Here is a 14,139-nt window from a genome sequence, read left to right on the forward strand (position 1 = left end):
CCGGCCCCGGTGAATTCGGGCCGCCGACGCGGCCCCGGGGCGTCCGGCTTTGCCGGGTCATCCGGCGGTGGGCTGCGGGGGCTCGGGGTGGAGCTGCTCGACGCGGTCGCGCTTGGTGTACATGTCCCAGTAGTACGCGGCGAGGTCGTCCGGGTCGACGATCGGGAATCCCGCGAGCGACTCGGAGGCGGCCGCGGCCACCTCGCTGATCTCGCTGCGGGCGATCATGGCCCCGATGGAGAGGGTGCCGGCGTAGACGCCGGTGCCGGCCAGCTCGGCGTTGAGGGAGTACAGGTAGTTGCGGGCGGCGGCCATGACCGGGCCGACACCGCTGAGGTGGGGCATCGGGTGCACCGCCGTGTAGCCCTGCGTCAGCAGGAAGGCGCCGTCGCCGCGCTCGGTCCACTCCGGCAGCGCGGCGCGGACCACCTCCACCGGGGTGAGCAGCAGCAGCGGGATCAGCCCCTCCAGGGTGGCCGCGTCCAGCTCGGCGGCCGGGGTGAAGCCCTGGTCGCCGCTGATCGGCCCGTACTCGACCACGTCGATCCGGCCGAAGCGGTCGCGAACGGCCGCGACGAGAGCGGGCACCGCGGCGGGGTCGGACAGATCGGCGGAGAACGCGGCCGCCTCGATGCCTTCGCCGGCGAGCTGCTCGACGAGCGCGTCCAGACGGTCCTTGCGGCGCGCCACCAGGGCGACCCGGAAGCCTTCGCTCCCGAACCGGCGGGCCACGGACACGCCGAGACCGGTGCCGCCCCCGAGGACGGCGATCACTTTGGACATTGGGACTGCTCCTTTTATCTTGACCCCATGGTCAACTTATTCCTCCACGTTAGCATGGAAGTCGACCCAGGGGTCAAGTTATGTCCGGCGGGGAGGTGCGATCATGGGGAACGCCACGCCAGGACCAGGAGGAACGACCGGATGCGGGCCGACGCGCAACGAAACGCGGAGAAGCTGCGAGCAGCCGCCGCCGAGCTCTTCCAGGAACGCGGCCTCCACGTGCCCCTGAAGGAGATCGCCCGGCGGGCCGGCGTGAGCCACGGCACCCTCTACAACCTCTTCGGCAGCCGCGAGACGCTCATCGACGAGGTGGTGACCGACCTGGCGGCGGACCGCCTCGACGAGGTCGCGAAGCAGGCCCTGTCCTTCGACGACGCCTGGGAGGGCTTCGCGTACTACATCGAGAAGCTCTGCGAACTGCAGGTCGTCGATCCCCTGGTCGCCGACGTCCTCAGTGGCCGCTACCCGGGCGCCGAGCGCCTCATGGCCGTCTGCGACCGGGCGAAGGACGCGTCCGATCGGATCATCGAGCGGGCCCAGCGCGCAGGGGCCCTACGCCCCGACTTCACCGGCGAGGACCTCGCGTTCACCTTCGGCGCCAACGCCCTGCTGGCCCGCGCCGCCGCCGACGCGGCCCCGGACGCCTGGCGGCGCAGTGTCGCCTTCCTCCTCGACGGTCTGCGCACGGAGGCCGCCACCCGGCCGCTCCCCGTCGGTCCCCCCACCCCGCAGCAGGTCTACGAGGTGCTGCGGGGCCTCGCCGGTAAGCCGTAAGGGGTCATCCATCGGCCTCGGCGTGGCCGGGCCGGCGACCGGCCAGCGCACCGCCCACGGCGAGTACGGCGGGCACGACGAGGTAGGCCGCGCAGGACAGCAGCACCAGGCCGGTGAAGACGGTCGCCGCCGCGGCCACCGTACGGCCGCGGCCGGTGAGGAGCCGGACGGCGGCGGCCATTCCGATCACCGTGACGGCGGCCAGGCAGGCCGCCGTGGCCCGCATGAGGGTGTCCAGGCCGAGCCCGTACGGAACGGCGACGGCGGTGACCAGGGCCGTGAGAGCCGCCAGCAGTCCGAGGCTGCGGTGCGGCACCTGCCCGGCCGCCGACCCGCGGGCCAGCGGCGCGGGCAGGGCGCCGTCGCGGGCCAGCGCGGCTCCCAGCCTGGCCCCGCCGGCGACGTACGTGTTGATCGCGATGAAGCTCAGGATCACCGCCACGACGCCGGTGGCGACCCGGGCCCCGTCCCCGAGTCCCTCCTGCAGGAGCAGCGCGAGCGGTACCGGTGAGGTGGCGGCCCGGCCGCCGAGCACGCCGATCACGGTGACGACCAGCCCGAGATAGAGGACGCCGACGATGAGGAGGGTCAGCGCGGTGGCGCGGGGCATCGAGCGCCGCGGCTCGGCGAACTCCCCCGACAGGTGGCTCGCCGCCTCCCATCCCGCGAAGGCGAAGAACAGCACCCCGGCCGCGTGCACCACGCCGAGCGCGCCGTGCGGCGCGAACGGCGTGAAGTTCGCCCACGACGACCGCGGTCCCGCCGCGACGATCGCGGTGGCCAGCAGCGCGGCCAGCCCGCACACCAGCACGAGCTGCACCCGGCCGGACATGCGCAGCCCACCGTGGTTCGTGACGAACGCGGCCGCCAGCAGGGCGATCGCCACCACCACGGCCCACGAGCGGTCCAGCCCGACGGCCGCGACGACGTAGTCGCCGCCGATCAGCGCACCGGCCAGCGTGCCCACCGGGACGATGCCGTAGAACCACCATCCGACGACCGCCGCCGTCCGGGGCCCGAACGCCCGCGCGGTGAACGACGCGACCCCACCCCCGTCGGGAAACCGCGCCCCCAGCGCCGCGAAGGTCAGCGCGACCGGCGCGCTCAGCGCCAGGAGCACCGCCCACGCGAGGATCGAGGCGGGCCCGGCCGCCGCGGCGGCCAGCTGCGGCAGGGCCAGCACGCCAGGGCCCAGGACGGCCCCGACGAACAGCGCGGTGCCCTGCGCCAGGCCCAGGCGGTGCTCGGGGACGTCGGCGACCGGCCTCGCCGGGTGGCTCCGCGTCGGCAGCGTCACGTCGTCCTCCTCGCTGGTGGGTGATTCGCCTCGACGGTAGCCATACGATCGCCGGATTCCGCCTGCCACCGAACGTTCGTCCGGAATTCGGGTGGATAATCCGGTCATGGACGAACTCGACGTTGAAATCGTGCGCCTTCTCCAAACGGATGCGCGGCAGTCCAACCGCGAACTGGCCCGCAGGCTCGGCATCGCGCCGTCGACCTGCCTGGAACGCGTGCGCACGCTCACCCGCCGCGGGGTGATCCGCGGCTACCACGCCGACATCAGCCTCCCCGCCCTGAACCGGGGCGTGCAGGCCTTCGTCTCGGTGAAGCTGCGGGTGCCCAGCCGGCCAATCATCGATGAGTTCAAGGACTTCGCGTCCCGGCTTCCGGAGGTGCTGAGCGTGTTCGTCATCTCCGGCGACGACGACTTCCTCCTGCACGTCGCGGTGCAGGACCTCGAGCACCTGCACGCCGTCCTGGTCGACCGGCTCAGCACGCGCCGGGAGGTCGCCGGCTTCCGCACCTCGGTGATCTTCCAGCAGGTCCGCAACACGGTGCTCGACCGCCTCGACGCCCCGGCCCCCGCGCCCTGAGTCTCATCGCCGCCCGGGCGGCGGCGTCCAGGACCACAGGCGGGCCGTCTTGCGGCCGCTGAGGTCCGCGGGCGCCAGGCGGGTGAGTACGGTCGCCAGGCGGTAGGTCACCGGCGAGGTGGACAGGCTTATCCTCGGGTCGAGCCGGGCCATGCGGGCGACCTGCCGGCCGCGCGGCCGGCGGGCCCGGTCGTACGCGGCCAGTGCCGTGGGGACGTCAGTGGCGTCGGCCAGTTCGGCGGCGAGGACGACCGCGTCTTCGAGGGCCTGGCCAGCTCCCTGCGCCAGGAACGGGGTCATGGCGTGCGCCGCGTCGCCGAGGAGGGCCACCCGGCCATGGACGTACGACGGCAGCGGATCCAGGTCGTAGATGTCGTGGCAGAGCACCGACCCGGCGGGAGTGGCGTCCAGCAGCGCGGGAATCGGCGCGTGCCACCCGGCGGTCCGCCGCCGTACCTCCGCGAGGTCGTCGTCGTAGCGCAGGCCGGGTTCGGCCTGCCGGACGGCGAGGAACCAGAACACCCGCCGTCCGCTGAGCGGATGCGCCCCGAACCGTGCCCCGCGTCCCCAGGTCTGGAAGCCCTCGGTCGGCTCCGCCGCGCCCGGCGCGGTCACCCCGCGCCAGCACAGGATCCGCTGGAACACCGGCGCGGGCGCCTGCGGCCACAGGGCCCGGCGTACCGCGCTGTTGATCCCGTCGGCCCCGACGAGCAGCGCGGCGGTCGTCTCCCGGACGCCGTCGCGGGTGCGGTAGGCGACCGTCACTCCGCCCTCTGACAGGCGTGCGCCGGTCACCTCGGACCCGGTGTGCAGGGACTCGCCGGGGACCTGGTCGGCCAGCACGCGGTGCAGTTCGGCGCGGTGGTCGGCCAGGAGCGCGACGTCGCGGCCGGGCCGGAACCGCATCAGGTACGCACCGTCCGGGGTCCGCAGGGTGGCGCCCGCGTGGCTCGGCGTCGAGATGGCCCGGAACCGTTCGGCCACGCCCAGGGCCTCGACCGCTCGCACCCCGTTCGGCGCGAACGACCACCCGGCGCCGAGCTCCCGGAGCTCCGCCGCCCGTTCCAGCACGGTGACCGACCAGCCGGCCCGGCGCAGCCCGATCGCCGCCGCGAGCCCGCCGATGCCTCCACCGGCCACGACCGCCTTCGGCGTCATCTCGGCTGCGGAGCGTCGGCGAACAGCTTGGCCATCCAGTCGTAGACGTCGTGCGCCGCTCGCAGGCGCGCCGCGCGGGCGCTGTCGGCTCCGGCCAGCTCCATGCCGTCGGCGGCGATGTCGCGGAACGCGGTCAGACCGGCGATGCGCCGCCGGATGACCGTCTCCCACGCGTCGTCGTCCACCCGGTAGTACTGCGTGCGCTCACCGGGACGGGTGCGACGGCGTACGAACTTCGCGTCGGTCAGCATCCGCATGTTCGTCGCCAGCGACGCCCGGCTCGCCCCGATCGCGGCCGCGATCTGACCCGCGGACTGCTCGGGCGGGTCGCAGATCATGAGCCATCCCAGGACGCGTCCCGCGATCGGCGGCACGCCGTACTCGTCGGCGCAGAACATCGCCACCCGCTCGACCCACTCCAGCACCCGATCGCCGTCGGCATGCGACTCGGCCATCCCTACCTCCACAACTATCTAGCTTGTTCAGTATGTACTGAAATTACTAGATGATCAACGGGCGAGTGCGTCGTCGACGGCTTGGCCGAGTTCGGCGCGCAGCTGGGTGCACTCGCGGACCGGGTCGGCCCTCGGGCAGGTCAGCAGGTGCTCGAGGAGTTTCTGGGCGCTCCGCAGGTGATCGATCTGCCGCTTGATCGCCTCGATCGAACCGGTCAGCACCTCGCGTCCGGAGGGCCGGTCAGGGTCGTCGCTGATCAGGGTGGCGGTGTCGGCCAGGCTGACCAGGCCGTGCTGGTGCAGACGCTGGATGAGGGCGAGCCGGCGCAGCTCCGCGTGGCCGTAGTGGCGGACGTTCCCCCGGCGTTCGGCGGCCGGCAGGAGGCCCAGGTCGTCGTAGTAACGCAGCGTCGACACCGGCGTGCCGAAGCAGCGGGCGACCTGACTGATCGAGTAGCGCTCGTGTCCCATGCCGCCATCTTGCGCTCAAGTCGGCTTGAGCGTGCAGGGTGAAGGTCTCATTCGGGAAACAGCGAGAGGGAGCGTTCGATGCGTGTTCAGGATGTGCCGGTGCTGGTGGTGGGCGGGGGGCCGGTCGGCCTGTCGACGGGCCTGTTCCTCGCCCACTGGGGCGTTCGGCCTCTGGTCGTCGAGAAGCGGGATTCGATATCGGCGGTGCCGCGCGCGAGCACGAGCCTGCGGACGCTGGAGGTGTTCCGCTCGATCGGGCTGGAGCGGGCGCTGACGGACGTCGGCTGGGAGGGCGGCGCGCCGATGCGGACGGTCTTCAGAGACCACGGGCTCGGCGTCACCCTGCACGAGGGCGGGCTGCCGGAGCGGTACTCCAGAATGCTCGAGACCTGCAGCCCGGTGAATCCCCGTCTCGTCCTGACGCACGACCAGGTGCAGCGCCTCGCGCTGGACGAACTGCGCCGCCGCGACGGCGAGGTCCGGTTCGGCGCACGGCTGGTCGACCTCGCCCCCGAGGCCGACCACGTACGCGCGCGGATCGCGGACGCCGCCACGGGCGAGCACTGGGAGGTCAGGGCCGAGTATGTGATCGGCGCGGACGGGGCGAACAGCGACGTACGCGCGCGGCTGGACATCACGGTGCCCGATCGAGAGGTCATCTCGCGTCCCAACACCGCCTTCTTCCGCGCCGACCTCGGCCCCTTCCTGCGGGAATGGGGCACGCACATGTGCATCGTCCGCAACGACGCGGTGTACGCCACGTTGATGTCGAAGAACGGGCGGGACCAGTGGTCCTCGCACCTCATGGACTATCCCGGCAAGCCCGAAGGCCTCGCCGACCTGACCGAGGCCGAGACCGTCGCGCTGCTGCGGGCCGTGATCGGCGATGACACGATCCCGATCGAACTGCACGCCGTCAACGCCTGGGAGGCCGCCATCGGCATGGCCTCCTCCTTCCGGGCGGGCCGAGTCTTCCTGGCCGGGGACGCGGCCCACGTGCAGAGTTCGGCGGGCGGGCTCGGCATGAACACCGGGATCCAGGACGGCCACAACCTCGCCTGGAAGATCGCCGCCGTCCTGCGCGGAGAGTTCACCCCGGCGCTCCTCGACACCTACGAGCCCGAACGCCGTGCCGCCGCTCAGGCGTCCCTGGCCGTCTCCCGCCGGATGCATCAGGGCTACCTGTCGCTGGAAGGCGACCCGAACCTCCTGTACGAGAAGCTCGCCGCCGACTACCTGCGCGGCATGATGTGCTACGCCTACCCGCCGTACGACACCACCGAATCCGACCCCTTGGACGACGCCGTCCGCCCCGGCCACCGGTTCCCGCATCGCTGGGTGGACTCCGCCGGGACCGGCCGCGTCTCCACCGTGGACCTGGCGGGCTCGCGCTGGACGCTGTTCACCGGTACCGGCGGCGGGCGGTGGCGAGCGCAGGCGGCCGCGCTGGGGATGGACGTGCACGAACTCGGCACGATGGACGACGCCGCACTCGTACGGCCGGACGGCTTCGTGGCCTGGCGCGGCACCACGGAGGAGTCCATGCAGGCCGCACTCCGCGGTCTGGGCCGCTCGTAGGAGCGGCCACCCCGGGGGGCCGCGGTGGCGGTCGTTCAGAAGTCGCCGCTCGAGGTGCCGCCACCCGAATCGCCGCCCGACGTGTACCCGCCGGAATCGCCGCCTCCGCTGGAGAAGTCACTGGACGATCCCGAGTCGAAGGCGCTGAAGGCGGCGCCGGAGTCCACATACGAAGACTGATCCTCGTAGCTCCGATACCGCCAGCCGCCCGATCCGCCGCCGGAGCTCCGCGCTCCCGCACCTTTGGCGGCGACGCCGATCAGGATGATGAGCGCGATGAACAGCACCACGGCGAGGAGTGCTCCGGAACCACCGTGATGTTTCGATCCGGCACCGACGGATTCGGGCGGCGAGAACGTCGCCTGCAGATGCAACGCGGTCTCGATGTAGGTCAGTGCGGAGTTCAGCGCCTTACCGTAATTCGGCTCCATCTGGAAGCTGCTCGTGAAGTCCTCACGTGCCGTGTCGGCCATGGAGTCCGACAGCCCGGAACTGGTCCCGCTGGTGACGATGATGTGCCGGGATTTGGTGTTCACGGCGATGATGACGACGTTGTTCGGCGCCGATCCGCGCAGGTTCCCGTACCGCTGGTCGAAGGCGTCCTTGTCCCGGGCCAGGTCGGTCGTGGTGTAGATCGAGATCGGGTCCGAGTTCGCTGAGCCGAAGAGGGAGGCGGTGGTCCGCAGCGAGGAACGGTCGGCCCGCGACAACACGTGCGAGTCGTCGGTGATCTTCACTGCGGCGGAGGACGTCTCCGAGGGATTCACCGACGGTTCCGGGGTCGCAGCCGACGCCTGGCCGCCGAAGAGCAGCACCACGGCGAATGCGGGCACCGTCATCAACCGGACCATGCCTCGCAGCGCTCTTCGGGGGAATCGACCCATCGCACTCTCCTCCATGGCGTCGCGGACGGCCCCTTGGACGGTGGCCATGATCGATCGGTTCACCGTGTCCGGGTGTGGCCAACGGTGGCCCTGCACGGCTCACCGTTCGGCGCGAGCGACACATTGCCGTCGCCGTTGACGCGCGAACCCCAACGATTCGGGCAATCGACCGGCCATGCCGACGGCAGGGAGTCAACAGCGACGGCGATCAGTCGCGTCGGTGGCATCGAGGTCCGCGCAGTGTCCGACGATGCGCTCGACCACCTCGACGCGGTCGTACGGCGGGTGGCGTACGGTGCCCAGGCCCGGCACCCGGTAGGAGATCGACCCCTCGCGCACCCAGACGTGCACCCCGGCGCGGACGCAGATGACGGCCATGCCGTAGCCGATGGCCAGTTGCAGCGGTCCGAGGCCCCGGGCGGCGAGCAGGGCGTGGATCTCCTCCGCCGTCCGCCGCGCCGGGCTCGGCCTCGGGGCGACGAGCCCGGCCGGTACGGGCACGGTGAAGTACACGGCCTTCCCTGGAACGAGTCCCGCGCCGAGCCGCGACCGGGTCCGGCGCACGCCCCACTCGCCGCCGTACTCGGCGGTCAGCGCGTCCACCACCTCGAACCCGCGCCCGCCCTCGGCGTCCGGCGACGGCCGCAGCCGCCCGTCCGGCAGTGGGCCCTGCCAGGGCGCCGAGTCGTACACGGCGAGGACGACCTCCGGCCGCGCGCGCCATCGCACGTACGCCCACAGCTCCGGCAGGCCCGCCAACGGCGGGTGCATCGGGACCTGGCCGCCGTAGGCGTGCAGGTGGACGTTGGTCGCCAGCTCGGAGAGGGCGACGGCGGCGTCGTACGTGGTAACGGCGGGCATCCGCAGCTCGCCGAACACCGCCTTGAGCACGCTCCGCGCGAACCCCGCCCCCGTCGGCCCTGCGGGCAGAAGCCAGGCCGCGCACCCGCCGGCCGGTACGACCCGCGGAGCGACTCCCCCGATCGTCGTGTCCATGCTCACCCACCGCCTGTGCACCGGAATTGTTTTCCACAGGCTCGCCGACGGACTCACATGGAGTAATGGCTATCTCTACACTCCGTTACATGTCGGTCAACCGGCCCCCGCCGGTTGCGAACACCCGCCAACGGAGGTGGCTCATGCCGCGCCGACCCAACCCCCTCGACCCGTCGTCCTCGCCCCTCGCCCTCTTCGGCGCGGAGCTGCGCTACCTGCGCGAGCGCGCCCGCCTGTCCCAGGACCAGGCCGGGTCGAAGGCCAACTACAGCGGCTCCCACATCGGCTCGGTCGAGCGCGCCGAGGACATGCCGCTCCGCGACTTCGCCGTCGCAATGGACAACGCCCTCGACGGAAACGGCATCCTCTCCCGCCTCTGGGACGGCCTCCTCAAACGCAGCGTCCACCCGCCATGGTTCGACTGGCCGATCTACGAGTCCGCCGCCGACCTGCTGCGCAGCTTCCAGCTCGCCTTGGTCTACGGCCTCCTGCAGACCGAGGCATACGCGCGAGCCCTGCTGCACGGCGACGACCAGGCGGTGCGCGCCCGGCTGGCACGCCAGGAGATCCTCCGGCGCACCGAGCCGGAGCCGCCCTATATCACCTGCGTGCTCGATGAGGCCGTGCTCTGGCGCGAGGTCGGCGGCCCCGAGGTCATGCGCGAGCAGCTCCAGCACCTGGTCACGGTGGTCTCCGAGCGGATCAGCGTGCAGATCCTCCCCTGCGGGCTGCACCGAGGTGTCAACGGGTCCTTCGTGCTCGCCACACTCGACGATCGGAGGGAGGTAGCGTACGTGGAGACGGCAGCGCGTGGGATCACGACGGGCGAGCCGGCGGACGTGGCGACGCTGACCAAACGGTTCGAGTCGATCCGGTCGCGGGCGCTGCCGATCGATCAGTCCCTCGATCTGATCACGAGGACGGCGAAGGAACGATGGTGCTGACCCACACCCCCGAGTGGCGCACGTCCACCCACAGCGGCGACAACGGCGGGAACTGCGTCCAGGTCGCGGTCTGGCGCAAGGCCAGTCGCAGCGGTGACAACGGCGGGGACTGCGTCGAGGTCGCAGTGCTGTCCCTCACCGGCGACGACCGCGCCTGACCGGCGATCGCACCGGACGAGCGTCCGGCGTCTCTCCCGGTCGTACGACATCCGTCCACGTGGCGGTGAGCGGCCGTCCATCGGCCGTTCACTGCCACGCCGTTCCATGATCATTAATAGGCCACTGCCGAGTTGATCTTGGAGTGGAGATTTGAGCGTCACTCCCCGTAGAGAGAGGAACGCTCAATGAAGCGAACGATCATAGGAGCCGCGGCGCTCGGCCTGACCGGGCTGATCGTGACCGGTACGCCGGCGCAGGCGGCGTCATACGTGTCGTACAAGAACGACGCGACGCACAACTGAGCCCAGCCCGGCCGGTGATCCAGAGACCCCCCGAGACCCGCGAGCGGCTTCGCGTCCGCCGACCGGACCGCCTCGTCTGAGCTCGCCGACCGGGGTGGCTCGCGTGGCGGTGACGCGCGTGACCTGGGCCTAAACGTTTCGGTGCGCAGGACGCCGAAATTTCTCGGCGCGGCCGAGCAACTTTGGGGGTCTGCAGGACATCTTCACTTATGAGACCCATGATCATGAGTGCGGTGCCGCGCTCATCCGAGCTCGGGGAGATACGGATGGACACCAAGAATCGGCGGCGAAAGCCCCTGCTGATCGCGGCGGTCGTCGCCACCGGGGTCGCGGTCACGGTGAACGCCATCGCTCCGTCCATATCGGCGTCCAGCGCCACCGCCGCCGCGGCGGCCAAGGTGACCGCCGGCGGGCCCGGTAGGTCCGTGTCCGGCGACCCGAAGGTGTCCCTCTCCATGTCGACCGTTGTTCCGGCGAACACCGGCCGGGGCATAAAGATGTGCGCCACCACGCACGGTGAGTACCAGAGCACGGTCGTACGGGCGTTCCCCGTCATCGGTGACATGGGCGCCGTGAGGGGTAAGCGGGGCGGCACCCTCATCGTCATGCGGTCCGCCGTCTGCGGAACTGCGTGGGCCCTGCTGAAGAAGGACCCGAAGTACGACAAGCGGATGTACCGGACCAACGTCTCGATCGCCACGTACGCCACGGAGCTCACGGACCATTCGAAGGACGGCGAGAACTACCGAGAGACCACCACCACCCGACCGGTGCTCGCCACGAGGGCGGTGCCCCTCCGTGCGCACGGCCGGATCGAGGTGGAGGCTGGGTGGGCCGGGAACGACTTTGCCTTCAACACCTCTCTCCTGAATGTCGCCTATTGAACGCCGCGAGGGCCTCCTCGGCAGGCGCGAGCGATCGGCCCTCGGCGATGATCCGCCGTACGGCCTCCGCTTCCAGAGGGTACGCACGAAGAACAGGTCACGTACGGCGTCCGGGGTGAACGTGAGCACCTGCGGCGACCGGCCGGATCGCTGTGCCAGGTGCCGGGCGGCCGGCTCCTGCGGCGCCGACCGCACCGTCGGCCTGGCCACGCCGAACTCCGTCGCCAGTCCGTTCTCGGTCAGCGGCGTGCCGGTTTGAGGTCACCGCAGACTGACTGTGTCCTGTTCTTCCACCCAGGAGGCGACGATGAGTGAGATCCGCTGGGCGACGTTCGACTGTTTCGGCACCCTGGTCGACTGGCGGCACGGGATCGCCACCGGCGCTGAGCTGCTGTTCCCCGGTCGCGGTGCCGAGTTGCTGGAGATCTACAACCGCCATGAGCCCGAGGTGCAGCGCGACTTCCCGGCGATGCGCTACCGAGACGTCCTCACGGAGTCGCTACGCCGGGCGGCCGGGGAGGCGGGACTCGATCTGCTGCCGGACGACGCGTCGGTGCTGGCCACGGGGATCCCCTACTGGCCGGTCTTCCCCGACACCCGCCGGGCCTTGGCGCGACTGCGCGACGCCGGTTGGCGGATCGCCCTGTTGACCAACTGCGACCGTGACGTGATCGGCGAGACTCAGCGTCGTCTCGTGGTCCCGATCGACGCGGTCGTGACGGCGGAGGACGTCGGCGGCTACAAGCCCGCCCACGATCACTTCCACCGGTTCGCGGAATCCTTCGGCGTCACCCGGGACAACTGGGTTCACATCGCGCAGAGCTACTTCCACGACATGCGGCCGGCCCATGCGCTGAACATTCCCCGGGTGTGGATCAACCGGTTGGGCGAGAAGGACGATCCGTCGATCGTGGACGCCGTCCTGCCCGACCTGTCCGACCTGGTCGGCAGCGTCGAGCGGGTCCACCGCGCGGCCCGGTGAGCGCGGGCTCTACGGGGGGTCGGCGGCGAGTTCTGCTACGACGTGGGCGAAGCCGTGGACCAGCGGGTTGTCCGTGGTGGCGGGCCAGGCGAGTGCGACGCGGAGCGGTTCGACGTCGGTGAGCGGGACCCAGGCGAGGTCGGGCCGGGCGTAGTAGCGGGCCATGCTCGTGGGCGCGAAGCAGATCGCGATGCCCTCCGCGACCTGCTCCAGCATCTCCTCGACGTTGTCGTTGGTCGGCCCCCAGCGCGGGGCCGATCCGTCCGGCCGAGGGTTGACCGCCCACCAGTCGACCCACGCGCGCGGCGCGCGTTCGGTCCACATGAGCGGCTCGTCCTTGACGTCGAGGATCGACATCTCCGTACGCCCGGCGAGCGGGTGCCCGGCGGACAGGCCGACCACTCTCGGCTCGGTGTGCACGAGTTCGCTGCGCATTCCGGTCAGGTCGGCGGGCAGCCAGACGAAGGCGACGTCGACGCGGCCGTCCCGCAGCGCCGCCGCCTCCTCGCCCCAGTCGAACCGCTTGGGCTCGACCCGTACGCCCGGATGGCGGCGGGCGAACTCCGCGCGGGCGCGCGTCGTCAGCTCCCCCGCGCCGCTCGCTTCGAACCCGACCCGTAGCACGCCGGTCGCGCCCCTGCGGTGGCGTTCGGCGGCGGCGGTGACGCGTTCGGCCTGGTGGAGCGTACGGCGGGCCTCGGTGATCACGTCGCGGCCGGCCGGTGTCGCGGTCACGCCGCCGGCGTGCCGGTCGAACAGCCGTACGCCGAACTCCGCCTCGAGGTTCTTGAGGGCGTACGAGAGGGCGGGCTGGCTGACGAACAGCCGCTCGGCGGCACGGCCGACGTTCCCCTCGTCGTCGATGGCGACCAGGTAGCGCAACTGACGCAGCTCCACGCTGCGATGATAAACGCTCTTTATCGCTCAAACGATCTTCTGTCTTGGACGGCTTCCTCCATCCGCTGACATAACGGAGACATCAGCACGTCGACGGGAGTCAGCGAAATGAGCATTGAGAACACGCGTGCGGCGAGCGGCCGGGTCTGGTTGATCACCGGTGCGTCCTCCGGCTTCGGCCGGTCGATCGCCGAGGCGGCGCTGGCCGCCGGTGACACCGTGGTGGCCGCCGCCCGCAAGCCGGAGGTCCTTGACGACCTGGTCGCCGCCCATCCCGACCGGGTGAACGCCGTCCAGCTCGACGTCACCGACACCGCCCGCGTCGCCGCCGTCGTCGCCGAGGTCATGCTCTGGTACGGCCGGATCGACGTCCTCGTCAACAACGCCGGCCGCAGCCAGATCGGCGCGGTCGAGGAGACGACCGACCGGGAGTTCCGCGAGCTGATGGACGTGCACTTCTTCGGCCCCGCCGCGCTCACCAGGGCGGTGCTGCCGCACATGCGCGACCGGCGATCCGGGGCCATCGTGCAGATGAGCAGCATGGGCGGGCAGCTGTCGTTCGCCGGGTTCGGGGCGTACTCGGCGACCAAGTTCGCCCTCGAGGGGATGTCCGAGGCGCTCGCGCAGGAGGCCGCCCCGTACGGGATCAAGGTGCTGATCGTCGAGCCGGGCGCCTTCCGTACGAGCCTGTTCGGCGGCGCGCTCTACCAGTCGGCGCCCATGGACGCCTACGCCGAGACGGTCGGCCCCACCCGGGCGATGGCGGCCGGCGCCCACGGGCAGCAGCCCGGCGACCCGGAGAAGGCCGCCGCCGCCATCCTCACCGCACTCGACGCGGAGAAGACGCCGCTGCGCCTGCCGCTGGGCAACGACGCCGTCGACGCCCTCGTCGCGCACGCGGACGCGATCCGCGAGGAGCTCCGGGAATGGGAGCCCGTCTCGCGCGGCACCGACTTCGACGACGCCTGACCCCCACCATCGACCGCGACCATCGC

16 protein-coding genes are annotated in these 14,139 nt (G+C 71.3%); 8 read left to right on the forward strand and 8 right to left on the reverse strand.

The features are described from left to right. Positions 1 to 57: 57 nt before the first annotated feature. Complete coding sequence (locus tag ACYVF7_RS52185; protein ID WP_460354685.1) at positions 58 to 783, reverse strand: SDR family NAD(P)-dependent oxidoreductase; 726 nt, start codon at positions 781 to 783, stop codon at positions 58 to 60. 141 nt (positions 784 to 924) lie between these two features. Between ACYVF7_RS52185 and ACYVF7_RS52190 the strand changes: the two genes are divergently transcribed. After that, positions 925 to 1,557, forward strand: coding sequence for a TetR/AcrR family transcriptional regulator (locus tag ACYVF7_RS52190; RefSeq protein WP_460354687.1), 633 nt, complete (start codon positions 925 to 927; stop codon positions 1,555 to 1,557). A gap of 4 nt (positions 1,558 to 1,561) precedes the next feature. On the opposite strand, the gene ACYVF7_RS52195 is transcribed toward ACYVF7_RS52190, so the two are convergent. Further along, positions 1,562 to 2,854 (reverse strand): amino acid permease, encoded by a 1,293-nt coding sequence (locus ACYVF7_RS52195; protein ID WP_460354690.1) that lies wholly within the window; start codon positions 2,852 to 2,854, stop codon positions 1,562 to 1,564. Between the two features lie 106 nt (positions 2,855 to 2,960). On the opposite strand from ACYVF7_RS52195, the gene ACYVF7_RS52200 reads away from it, so the two are divergent. Further along, a complete protein-coding gene (locus ACYVF7_RS52200; RefSeq protein ID WP_460354692.1) occupies positions 2,961 to 3,434 on the forward strand; it encodes an Lrp/AsnC family transcriptional regulator in 474 nt (157 codons plus the stop codon). A 3-nt stretch (positions 3,435 to 3,437) separates the two neighbouring features. Here ACYVF7_RS52200 and ACYVF7_RS52205 read toward each other — a convergent pair whose 3' ends face one another. Genes ACYVF7_RS52205 through ACYVF7_RS52215 form a run of 3 tightly spaced genes read right to left on the reverse strand, consistent with a single transcriptional unit; the run spans position 3,438 to position 5,518 of the window. Beyond that, a complete protein-coding gene (locus tag ACYVF7_RS52205) occupies positions 3,438 to 4,592 on the reverse strand; it encodes an FAD-dependent monooxygenase (protein ID WP_460354694.1) in 1,155 nt (384 codons plus the stop codon). Next, positions 4,589 to 5,047: a GbsR/MarR family transcriptional regulator gene (locus ACYVF7_RS52210; protein WP_460354696.1), complete on the reverse strand. Its 459-nt coding sequence runs from the start codon at positions 5,045 to 5,047 to the stop codon at positions 4,589 to 4,591. The genes ACYVF7_RS52205 and ACYVF7_RS52210 overlap by 4 nt, the downstream gene beginning before the upstream one ends. 54 nt (positions 5,048 to 5,101) lie before the next feature. Then, entirely contained in the window at positions 5,102 to 5,518 is a 417-nt protein-coding gene (locus tag ACYVF7_RS52215; protein WP_460354698.1) for a MerR family transcriptional regulator, read from the reverse strand. A 78-nt stretch (positions 5,519 to 5,596) separates the two neighbouring features. Here ACYVF7_RS52215 and ACYVF7_RS52220 point away from each other — a divergent pair, with 78 nt between their 5' ends. After that, positions 5,597 to 7,096, forward strand: a complete 1,500-nt coding sequence (locus tag ACYVF7_RS52220) for an FAD-dependent monooxygenase (RefSeq protein ID WP_460354700.1) — start codon at positions 5,597 to 5,599, stop codon at positions 7,094 to 7,096. A gap of 35 nt (positions 7,097 to 7,131) precedes the next feature. Here the strand turns inward: ACYVF7_RS52220 and ACYVF7_RS52225 are convergent, their stop codons facing one another. Both ACYVF7_RS52225 and ACYVF7_RS52230 read right to left on the reverse strand, forming a co-directional pair. After that, positions 7,132 to 7,935 (reverse strand): TPM domain-containing protein, encoded by an 804-nt coding sequence (locus ACYVF7_RS52225; RefSeq protein ID WP_460354703.1) that lies wholly within the window; start codon positions 7,933 to 7,935, stop codon positions 7,132 to 7,134. Positions 7,936 to 8,172: 237 nt separating this feature from the next. Beyond that, on the reverse strand, positions 8,173 to 8,976 hold the full coding sequence (locus tag ACYVF7_RS52230) for an ATP-binding protein (RefSeq protein ID WP_460354706.1): 804 nt from the start codon (positions 8,974 to 8,976) through the stop codon (positions 8,173 to 8,175). Positions 8,977 to 9,119: 143 nt separating this feature from the next. On the opposite strand from ACYVF7_RS52230, the gene ACYVF7_RS52235 reads away from it, so the two are divergent. The 4 genes from ACYVF7_RS52235 to ACYVF7_RS52250 all read left to right on the forward strand — a co-directional run bounded on the left by ACYVF7_RS52235 (position 9,120) and on the right by ACYVF7_RS52250 (position 12,247). Then, on the forward strand, positions 9,120 to 9,920 hold the full coding sequence (locus tag ACYVF7_RS52235) for a helix-turn-helix domain-containing protein (protein WP_460354709.1): 801 nt from the start codon (positions 9,120 to 9,122) through the stop codon (positions 9,918 to 9,920). After that, entirely contained in the window at positions 9,911 to 10,078 is a 168-nt protein-coding gene (locus tag ACYVF7_RS52240; protein WP_460354711.1) for a DUF397 domain-containing protein, read from the forward strand. The genes ACYVF7_RS52235 and ACYVF7_RS52240 overlap by 10 nt, the downstream gene beginning before the upstream one ends. A gap of 569 nt (positions 10,079 to 10,647) precedes the next feature. Next, positions 10,648 to 11,265, forward strand: a complete 618-nt coding sequence (locus ACYVF7_RS52245) for a hypothetical protein (protein WP_460354714.1) — start codon at positions 10,648 to 10,650, stop codon at positions 11,263 to 11,265. A gap of 307 nt (positions 11,266 to 11,572) precedes the next feature. Next, a complete protein-coding gene (locus ACYVF7_RS52250) occupies positions 11,573 to 12,247 on the forward strand; it encodes an HAD family hydrolase (protein WP_460354717.1) in 675 nt (224 codons plus the stop codon). A 9-nt stretch (positions 12,248 to 12,256) separates the two neighbouring features. Here ACYVF7_RS52250 and ACYVF7_RS52255 read toward each other — a convergent pair whose 3' ends face one another. Continuing rightward, on the reverse strand, positions 12,257 to 13,144 hold the full coding sequence (locus ACYVF7_RS52255; protein ID WP_460354719.1) for a LysR family transcriptional regulator: 888 nt from the start codon (positions 13,142 to 13,144) through the stop codon (positions 12,257 to 12,259). A 108-nt stretch (positions 13,145 to 13,252) separates the two neighbouring features. Here ACYVF7_RS52255 and ACYVF7_RS52260 point away from each other — a divergent pair, with 108 nt between their 5' ends. Continuing rightward, positions 13,253 to 14,113 carry an oxidoreductase gene (locus tag ACYVF7_RS52260; protein WP_460354722.1) on the forward strand — a complete coding sequence of 287 codons (861 nt, stop codon included), beginning with the start codon at positions 13,253 to 13,255 and terminating at the stop codon, positions 14,111 to 14,113. Positions 14,114 to 14,139 lie beyond the last annotated feature (26 nt).

This window comes from Actinoallomurus acanthiterrae (genome assembly GCF_054775715.1).

Bases quoted from the DNA above. Each gene is read 5' to 3' on its own strand.
- ACYVF7_RS52185 (WP_460354685.1), bottom strand. From the start codon at position 783: ATGTCCAAAGTGATCGCCGTCCTCGGGGGCGGCACCGGTCTCGGCGTG.
- ACYVF7_RS52190 (WP_460354687.1), top strand. From the start codon at position 925: ATGCGGGCCGACGCGCAACGAAACGCGGAGAAGCTGCGAGCAGCCGCC.
- ACYVF7_RS52200 (WP_460354692.1), top strand. From the start codon at position 2,961: ATGGACGAACTCGACGTTGAAATCGTGCGCCTTCTCCAAACGGATGCG.
- ACYVF7_RS52205 (WP_460354694.1), bottom strand. From the start codon at position 4,592: ATGACGCCGAAGGCGGTCGTGGCCGGTGGAGGCATCGGCGGGCTCGCG.
- ACYVF7_RS52210 (WP_460354696.1), bottom strand. From the start codon at position 5,047: ATGGCCGAGTCGCATGCCGACGGCGATCGGGTGCTGGAGTGGGTCGAG.
- ACYVF7_RS52215 (WP_460354698.1), bottom strand. From the start codon at position 5,518: ATGGGACACGAGCGCTACTCGATCAGTCAGGTCGCCCGCTGCTTCGGC.
- ACYVF7_RS52220 (WP_460354700.1), top strand. From the start codon at position 5,597: ATGCGTGTTCAGGATGTGCCGGTGCTGGTGGTGGGCGGGGGGCCGGTC.
- ACYVF7_RS52225 (WP_460354703.1), bottom strand. From the start codon at position 7,935: ATGACGGTGCCCGCATTCGCCGTGGTGCTGCTCTTCGGCGGCCAGGCG.
- ACYVF7_RS52230 (WP_460354706.1), bottom strand. From the start codon at position 8,976: ATGGACACGACGATCGGGGGAGTCGCTCCGCGGGTCGTACCGGCCGGC.
- ACYVF7_RS52235 (WP_460354709.1), top strand. From the start codon at position 9,120: ATGCCGCGCCGACCCAACCCCCTCGACCCGTCGTCCTCGCCCCTCGCC.
- ACYVF7_RS52240 (WP_460354711.1), top strand. From the start codon at position 9,911: ATGGTGCTGACCCACACCCCCGAGTGGCGCACGTCCACCCACAGCGGC.
- ACYVF7_RS52245 (WP_460354714.1), top strand. From the start codon at position 10,648: ATGGACACCAAGAATCGGCGGCGAAAGCCCCTGCTGATCGCGGCGGTC.
- ACYVF7_RS52250 (WP_460354717.1), top strand. From the start codon at position 11,573: ATGAGTGAGATCCGCTGGGCGACGTTCGACTGTTTCGGCACCCTGGTC.
- ACYVF7_RS52260 (WP_460354722.1), top strand. From the start codon at position 13,253: ATGAGCATTGAGAACACGCGTGCGGCGAGCGGCCGGGTCTGGTTGATC.